Origin of the sequence: Streptococcus pseudopneumoniae, from assembly GCF_001072375.1 — a bacterium.
Classification (GTDB): domain Bacteria; phylum Bacillota; class Bacilli; order Lactobacillales; family Streptococcaceae; genus Streptococcus; species Streptococcus pseudopneumoniae_L.
The window spans coordinates 1-7,458 of record NZ_JVKV01000021.1 but is presented as its reverse complement, the minus strand read 5'-3'; the positions used below and the strand labels follow the sequence as shown (position 1 = coordinate 7,458).

Below are 7,458 nucleotides of genomic sequence, written 5' to 3'. Positions count from 1 at the left end.
GCAAGGTGAAGCTGACGTGGTTTGAAGAGATTTTCGAAGAGTATAAAATTTAATACTAAAGGAACCTCTTTAGGTTCCCTTTTTAAAACAAAAACTCGGTTAGTTTTCCCTAACCGAGTTTTCTATATCTCAGAATTATGAATTTGGATCGTCAAGACTACGACCATGTAAGCCTTTTTCCCGTTGTACCTGACGAAGTTTTTCAGGAGTCACATCATTTCCATCTTCATCTACAATTTTGATTCCTTCAATGTGATGACGAACAGAACGACGATAGCCTTCGATATATTCCTCACGAAGTTTAGCTTGTTCTACTTTTTCTTCCGCAGTCAACCCTTCTGTTTTTTTCTTTTTAGCAAGCTCATTAATACGAGCAATTTTTTCTGGTGTCATATTAGAACCTCCAATTATTTTTTAATTTTATTTTGTATTGAGAAGATTGAAAGCAGCCACTGTTTTTGCTTTATTTACAAGTTCAGCAAGGATAGCTAAACGGTTATTCTTCACATCAACATCATCTGCCATAACCATTGTATTATCAAAGAAAGCATCAATTACAGGACTAAGAGCAAATAGTTGCGTTAATTTATCACTAGCTGAACCTTGCAATTCAAGACTTTCTACTGCTTGAGCAAGTTCTTTTTCTTGTTCATTTTCAAAAAGACTTGCATCGACTTTAACCAAACCATTTGCTTTTTCAGCTAAATTAAAGGCACGAGATAGAGACTCAACTGATGATTTGTAATCTTCAGTATTTGCAGCTTCGCTTAAAGCTTCTGCAGCTTCAATCATATCAGAAACAACAAAATTCGAACTTGCGAGAACAGCTTCTTTGATATCTTTTGCAGTAGAACCCATCATCTTATCAACACGAGCTTTAATGAAGTTAAGCACTTCTTCTTGATTATCATAAGTTAGACTTTCAAATGATAAGGCATAAAGGCTCGCAATCAATTCGTCCATTGGAATCTTCCAACCAAAGTCTTCCAAGATTCGAACAATTCCTTGTGTTGCACGTCGAAGAGCATATGGGTCGTTTGAGCCTGATGGAATCAAGCCAACCGAGAAGAAAGATAAGAGAGTATCTAATTTATCGGCTAGTGCAAGTATTGCTCCAACTTTAGATTCAGGAAGAGCACCATCTGCAGAATCTGGAAGGTAGTGTTCACGAATAGCTTGTGCTACTGCTGCATTCTCACCAGCGAGAAGAGCATATTTCTCACCCATGATTCCTTGAAGCTCATCAAATTCACCAACCATACCAGTCAAGAGGTCAAACTTATAAATAGCTGCAGCACGAGCAAGGTCAACAGTTTCATCAACTGATAAACCTGCTTTTTCTGCCAAAAGAATAGCAATTTGCCCAGTACGAATCATGTGCTCACGAAGTGAACCAATCTTTTCATGGAAGGTTACGTGTGATAATTTAGCTACAAGATCTTCAATCTTGAGTTTTTGGTCTTCACGCCAGAAGAATTCACCATCTTCCAGACGTGCAACTAAGACTTTCTCATTTCCTCGGATAACATTATCCAGATACTCTGCATTTCCGTTACGAACAGAAATAAAGTTTGGTTTTAGATTTCCATCAAGGTCACGAACTACAAAGTAGCGTTGATGAGTCTCCATTGAAGTGACTAAAACTTCTTCTGGAACCTCTATGTACTTAGGATCAAAATTCCCTATAAAGGCAGTTGGGTATTCAACCAAATTCAGAACTTCATTTAAGAGTCCTTCATCAATTTGTACCTGAACACCTTCTGTAGCTTCGATAGCCTTAATTTGCTCACGAATCATATTTTCGCGTTCAATGCTATCTGCAATAACATAAACTTTGCGCAGGTCTTCTTCATAGCTGTCAGCATGCTGAATTTCTACTTCGTGACCAAGGAAACGATGTCCACGGCTAACTCTTCCTGAATGAATATCTAAGAAATCCATATCGAGTGCCACATCATCCAAAAGAACTGTCAACGTATGGACTGGACGGATATATTCAAAGGTATTGTTTGCCCAGTGCATACTTACTGGGAAGCTTAAGCTAGCCAATACTTCTGGAATTCCAGCCAAAACTTCCTCAGCTGGTTTTCCAGCTTCATGCTTAGTTACGTAGACATATTCTTCACCTTTGATTTCACGGAATTCGATATCATCTACAGTCAAGCCTTTACCACGGACAAACCCTTGCGCTGCTTTAGAGAAATTTCCTTCTGCATCCAAAGCAATTTTTTTAGAAGGTCCTTTAAAATCTTCAGTCAAATCCGTTTGTTGGTCTGCCAAGCCAAGTACGCGAACAGCCAAACGACGTGGAGTTGAAAAAGTTTGAATTCCTTCGTATGAAAGGCGGTTATTATCCAAAAAGGCTACCATTTTTTCACCTAGTTGTTTTTCACTTGGTGTGACAACGTAGGCTGGTAACTCTTCGAGTCCTAGTTCTACTAATAAGTTTTTTGCCATGTTTTTTCCTTTACAAAATTTCTTCTTTTTGATAGGCACCTTAGGTACTGGGGACGTTGCTAACTAACTTTGTGAGTCTGTGGGGAAATCTTCTGTCTTCTTGACAAAGTTTTCCAACAGTCTCATCAAAGTGGATTTAGTCAACTGATTTTTGAACCTAAAGTTTCAAAAATCCCCAGATATCAGTACGGCGGTGCCTATCCCTTTAGCAAGTCTTCGACTTGCCTCTGAGTGCCATACGGGCTCACTTTGTTCGCCCCTTTTCTATCCTTGTAACTTTTTTATTCTTCCTCTTCTGCTAGGAGTTTGGCGCGTGTGGCTTCGTCAAGAAGTGGGTAGCCGAGTTTTTTGCGTTCTGCTACGAAGGTTTTGGCTACTACACGGGCCAAGTTACGGATACGAGCAATATATCCAGCACGTTCTGTAACTGACACAGCTCCACGAGCGTCAAGCAAGTTGAAGGTATGTGAACATTTCAAAACGTAGTCGTAGGCTGGATGCACAAGACCTAGTTCTAATGCACGTCCAGCTTCTTTTTCAAATTTTTCGAAGTTTTCAAGAAGCATGTCTTGATCTGAAACTTCAAAGCTGTATTTTGAGTGTTCGTATTCTGGTTGAAGGAAGATTTCTCCATATTTAACTCCTGGAGCCCACTCGATATCGTAAACTGAGTCTACCTCTTGGATATAAGAAGCTAAACGTTCTAAACCATAAGTAACCTCAGCTGTAACAGGACCAGTTGCCAAGCCACCGACTTGTTGGAAGTAAGTGAACTGAGTGATTTCCATACCGTCAAGCCACACTTCCCAACCAAGACCTGCAGATCCAGTGGATGGGTTTTCCCAGTTATCTTCAACGAAGCGGATATCGTGTTCCAATGGGTTGATGCCCAATTTTTCCAAAGACTCAAGGTAGAGCTCCTGGATGTTTGATGGAGATGGTTTCATGACCACTTGGAATTGGTGGTGTTGGTAAAGACGGTTAGGATTTTCCCCGTAACGACCGTCAGCTGGACGACGTGATGGCTCTACATAAGCAGCATTCCATGGCTCAGGTCCGATAGCACGAAGGAAGGTGTAAGGACTCATAGTTCCCGCACCTTTTTCGTTATCATAAGCCTGCATAAGCATACAACCCTGATCATTCCAGTATTGTTGCAAAGTAAGGATAATTTCTTGAAAGGTTAATTTTTTAGACATTATTAACTCCTTTTTCTATAATTTCTTGCGACCTAGAATACAAAAAGAACCGTGTCTTTGCTCCTAAGTCAAGTGACCTAGGGGCGTCAGAAACGCGGTTCCACCCTAATTTATTACTTCATTATTTTTTAAAATTTACCAAAAGCGCCACACTCATCTCTCAATCACCTGACTCTCACTATCACAGGCTCGCTTGGGATTTACTGATAAGATATTCTTTCTTGTCGTCTATTATAACAAAAAGGAATGAAAAAGTAAAATTATTTTATCACTAGTCCAATATATTTCTCAGTCAAATTAATTTAACTGCCCCTTTTATGCCCCTTTTTGAACAAAAAGAAAAACCGCTAATCCTAAGACTAGCGGTTTAATCATGTTTTTAAGCTACGAATGTAGTTGCTCTATTATTTAAGAGTAACTGAAGCTCCAGCTTCTTCCAATTTAGCTTTGATTTCTTCAGCTTCTGCAGCTGCAACGCCTTCTTTGATGACACCTGGTGCACCATCAACAAGTTCTTTAGCTTCTTTAAGACCAAGACCTGTGATTTCACGTACAACTTTGATAACGCCGACTTTCTTGTCGCCAGCAGCTGTCAATTCAACGTCAAATGAATCTTTAGCAGCTTCTTCAGCACCACCAGCAGCAGCTACAGCTACAGGAGCAGCTGCAGTTACACCAAATTCTTCTTCGATAGCTTTTACAAGGTCGTTCAATTCAAGGATTGAAGCTTCTTTAATTTCAGCAATAATGTTTTCAATGTTCAATGCCATTGTTATTTCCTCCAAATAAGTTTATATTTTATGTTTATATTTTTGTAGCTAGGCTACGCTGCGTAGCTTAAGATTAAGCTGCGTCTTCTTTGTTGTCTGCAACCGCTTTGACTGCAAGAGCAACGTTGCGCACTGGCGCTTGAAGTACAGAAAGGAGCATAGAAAGAAGTCCTTCGCGGTTTGGAAGAGTTGCAAGAGCAACGATTTCTTCTTTTGATGCGACAGCGCCTTCGATTGCACCACCTTTGATTTCAAGTGCGTCAGCGTTTTTAGCAAAGTCGTTCAAGATTTTCGCTGGAGCGATAACATCTTCGTTAGAAAATGCTACAGCAGATGGTCCAACAAATACAGATGCAAGTTCTGCAAGGCCAGCTTTTTCAGCTGCACGACGTAAGATTGAGTTTTTAATAACTTTATACTCAACTTCGCTTCCACGAAGCTCACGACGAAGAACTGTATCTTGTTCAACTGTCAAACCACGAGCGTCTACAACGACGATTGATGCAGCAGCTTTCATTTTTTCAGCTACTACGTCAACTAGTTCCGCTTTTTTAGCAATAATTGCTTCACTCATTAGTGTGTTCACCTCCGTAATTATTTTGCTTGGGGAATTTTTCCAAAAGAAAAACGCGCCCAAACCTAGACACGAAAGTACAATACGCTTCTTTTTACATGATACGTTTTGTCCTCGGTAGGATATTTATGAGTCGAGCTCCCCTACTGTCTTAGGCAGTTTTTTCAAACCGTATGTAAGTATACCATACTACTTTGTTTAGTGCAAGAGTTTTTTTCTTATTTTTTAAAAAATTTATTTATTTTTTAACCTTATTTCAAGATAATCTCATCAAAAATCAATTTTAGTTCTTGACTTGTTTGATTTTTTATTGTACTATACAACTGTATATACAGTAAAAAGGAGTTATTATGAATACACAAAAGAAAACACAATTCATGACCTTGACCGCATTGCTAACAGCTATCGCTATTTTGATTCCTTTGGTGATGCCCTTTAAAATTGTCATTCCTCCCGCTTCCTACACTTTAGGAAGTCACGTTGCTATTTTTATCGCTATGTTTCTCTCGCCATGGATGGCTATCTTTGTTATTATAGCTTCTAGTTTAGGATTTCTCATGGCTGGGTATCCGATTGTCATTGTACTTCGCGCCTTTTCCCACATATTCTTTGGAAGTCTGGGTGCTTTCTATCTTCAAAAACATCCTCAAACCTTGGACAATAAGAAATCTTCATTGATTTTTAACTTTGTACTTGGTTTGGTTCATGCTATTGCTGAAGTTTTGGCTTGTATGATCTTTTATGCTAGTACTGGAACTGACTTAAAAAATATGTTCTATGTCTTGTTTGTATTAGTTGGATTTGGTACTATTATCCATAGTATGGTAGACTATTACCTAGCCTTGGCTGTTTATAAAGCATTGAGAAAACGCCGTTAAGCATTATGAGAGAAGAATATGACAAAAAATCGAAAAGAAGCACTTTTACAACTGTTAAAGGAGTCTCAAAAACCTCTAAATGGTCAAACTTTAGCAGACCGTTTTCATGTAACCCGCCAGATTATCGTTCAGGACATTGCTGTTCTACGTGCTGATGGTGCTCCGATCTTATCAACCAATCGTGGCTATATTTATAAAGAAAATAAAACCAATCCTTATGTTCACAAACTGTTTAAAGTCAAGCACGAAATGGAAGAAATAGGTCAAGAACTTCTAGCTATCGTCGATAATGGGGGACGTGTTCAGAATACCTTGATTGATCATCCTGTCTACGGAGAAATTGAAACCTTGCTCAAACTCTCTTGTCGCCGGGACGTTCAGCATTTTTTAGAGCAAGTCGAACGGTCTGACTTTAGACCACTTTCTGAATTAACAGATGGCGTCCATTATCACCTAGTCGAAGCTGAAAATGAACAAGACCTCCTCTATATCGAGAAGGCCTTGGATAAGTTTGGTTATTTAGTAAAGGATTAGAAGGTTTTCTTTTCCCATCCATCTTTAGTACGGTAACGATAGAAAAATTCTGATTTATCAGGAGCTTCCATCATCTCCATCAAGGGTAACATATCATAGGCCAGATCCAAATTTGGAATCTGGTCTTTTTGCACCCAGGACACTTCTCCTTCTTCAGATGATTGGAGAGTACCGGTAAACTCAGTCGCTTTATAACAAAAGACAATGTAGCGCTCACCTGAGTCTAAAGGCCAATTCTTTATACCGACCAGTTGAGGATTTTTAATCGTCAGACCTGTTTCCTCGTATATCTCACGAATGACAGATTCAGCGAATGCTTCTCCATTTTCAACATGACCTCCTGGAAAGGCATAGCCAGACCAGCGGTTGGTTTCAGGAGTGCGGTACTGCATAACCACGCGCTGAGTTTCGAGGTCTTCAATCAGACAAATGTTTGTTAAAATCGTTAATTGGGAACGGGACATAAATTTACTCGCTTTCTAATGTTTAATTTTTTTCTACATACTTAACTTTAGATTTCATAATCAAAGGATTAACTAAGTCATGATATTCATGAATTTCATGGAGTAAGAATCCTCTGATGATTCTGATTTCCTTATCTTTACTATTCATCTGATAATCTATATTGATAGGCATAGACGAATCTGGAACCACAGATAAAACAAAGAAAATCACAAACCAAATTATGAGAGCAAAGAATCCGCTGAGAGCTTGAAAAATCAAATGATGCCATTGAAAGATTCTTGTTTTATAAAAGATGGTCCATGGATGGATAAATAGGGTTAAACAGAGACCAAAAAACCAGATATTCCACAAAACTGGGGTAAAAGCTAAGCCAAACAATCCTAAGATAAAATGAATCAAGGCGAATACCAGGAATAGAAGGTAAATTACCCTAAATATAGTTAGATGTTTTATCATGATTGACTCCTTTTCTTTTCAATATACTTCATTACTAGAGTTATAATAGATGCCAAACTGAAAAAGATCAGATAAGTTGCAATTGGAAACCAGATGTAGCGGTGATCTAGGGATAAGAGAGAAGG

Annotated in this window: 9 protein-coding genes and 1 other annotated feature; of the genes, 2 read left to right on the top strand and 7 right to left on the bottom strand. The window is 38.8% G+C overall.

The window, feature by feature from the left end; translation table 11 throughout:
- Positions 1-135: 135 nt before the first annotated feature.
- From ADH31_RS01660 to rplJ, 5 genes are all read right to left on the bottom strand, one after another.
- Entirely contained in the window at positions 136-393 is a 258-nt protein-coding gene (locus ADH31_RS01660) for a DUF896 family protein (protein WP_000187071.1), read from the bottom strand.
- Between the two features lie 27 nt (positions 394-420).
- Complete coding sequence (glyS, locus tag ADH31_RS01655; RefSeq protein ID WP_049508563.1) at positions 421-2,457, bottom strand: glycine--tRNA ligase subunit beta; 2,037 nt, start codon at positions 2,455-2,457, stop codon at positions 421-423.
- A gap of 281 nt (positions 2,458-2,738) precedes the next feature.
- Positions 2,739-3,656 carry a glycine--tRNA ligase subunit alpha gene (glyQ, locus tag ADH31_RS01650; protein WP_000038760.1) on the bottom strand — a complete coding sequence of 306 codons (918 nt, stop codon included), beginning with the start codon at positions 3,654-3,656 and terminating at the stop codon, positions 2,739-2,741.
- A 404-nt stretch (positions 3,657-4,060) separates the two neighbouring features.
- Complete coding sequence (gene rplL, locus ADH31_RS01645) at positions 4,061-4,426, bottom strand: 50S ribosomal protein L7/L12 (RefSeq protein ID WP_001196968.1); 366 nt, start codon at positions 4,424-4,426, stop codon at positions 4,061-4,063.
- A gap of 73 nt (positions 4,427-4,499) precedes the next feature.
- Entirely contained in the window at positions 4,500-5,000 is a 501-nt protein-coding gene (gene rplJ, locus ADH31_RS01640; RefSeq protein ID WP_001287269.1) for a 50S ribosomal protein L10, read from the bottom strand.
- A 38-nt stretch (positions 5,001-5,038) separates the two neighbouring features.
- Positions 5,039-5,174, bottom strand: a sequence feature (ribosomal protein L10 leader region).
- Positions 5,175-5,350: 176 nt separating this feature from the next.
- Between rplJ and ADH31_RS01635 the strand changes: the two genes are divergently transcribed.
- A complete protein-coding gene (locus tag ADH31_RS01635) occupies positions 5,351-5,878 on the top strand; it encodes an ECF transporter S component (RefSeq protein ID WP_001095969.1) in 528 nt (175 codons plus the stop codon).
- 18 nt (positions 5,879-5,896) lie between these two features.
- Positions 5,897-6,412, top strand: coding sequence for a transcription repressor NadR (locus ADH31_RS01630; RefSeq protein ID WP_049508561.1), 516 nt, complete (start codon positions 5,897-5,899; stop codon positions 6,410-6,412).
- Here ADH31_RS01630 and ADH31_RS01625 read toward each other — a convergent pair.
- Both ADH31_RS01625 and ADH31_RS01620 read right to left on the bottom strand, forming a co-directional pair.
- Positions 6,409-6,876, bottom strand: coding sequence for an 8-oxo-dGTP diphosphatase (locus ADH31_RS01625; RefSeq protein WP_049508558.1), 468 nt, complete (start codon positions 6,874-6,876; stop codon positions 6,409-6,411). The two genes, ADH31_RS01630 and ADH31_RS01625, sit on opposite strands and share 4 nt — an antisense overlap.
- Before the next feature lie 22 nt (positions 6,877-6,898).
- Complete coding sequence (locus tag ADH31_RS01620; protein WP_049503269.1) at positions 6,899-7,333, bottom strand: hypothetical protein; 435 nt, start codon at positions 7,331-7,333, stop codon at positions 6,899-6,901.
- Positions 7,334-7,458 lie beyond the last annotated feature (125 nt).